Below are 536 nucleotides of genomic sequence, written 5' to 3'. Positions count from 1 at the left end.
GCACGCCCTCCTTGGAAAAGGCGTCCACATTATTACGGCCAACGAATATTTGGCGCGCCGGGACTGCGAACAAATGGGCCGTGTGTTCCGCTTTCTCGGCTTAACCGTCGGCCTGAATGTGTCGCAAATGACGGCCAGCGAGAAAAAAGAAGCGTACGCGGCCGATATCACGTACGGCACCGGCACCGAGTTCGGCTTTGATTATTTGCGCGACAACATGGTGTACCGCCTCGAAGATAAAGTGCAGCGCCCGCTGTATTACGCCATCATCGATGAAATCGACAGCATTTTAATCGACGAAGCGCGCACCCCGCTCATTATCGCCAATAAATCGGGAATCGGAGCCGAATTGTTCCCGATTATGGCGCGCATCGTCCGCACCTTCGAAGAAGGAAAAGAGTATGAACGGTCTTTGGAGACGAAACAAATTTTCCTCACCGAAGAAGGGGCGCAAAAAATCGAGCGGGCGTTTGGCATCGACAATCTATACGACTGGGAGCATCACGTGCTGCTCCATCATGCGATGCAGTCGCTGC

General features: G+C 53.5%; 1 protein-coding gene. It reads left to right on the top strand.

Going from position 1 to position 536, the window contains the following annotated elements:
• Positions 1-536 (top strand): preprotein translocase subunit SecA (locus tag U1T56_RS24510; RefSeq protein ID WP_471683468.1); only part of this gene is annotated, 536 nt, incomplete at both ends.

Origin of the sequence: Benzoatithermus flavus (assembly GCF_037908215.1) — a bacterium.
GTDB lineage: Bacteria > Pseudomonadota > Alphaproteobacteria > Geminicoccales > Geminicoccaceae > Benzoatithermus > Benzoatithermus flavus.
This window is presented reverse-complemented; position numbering and strand designations above follow the sequence as displayed.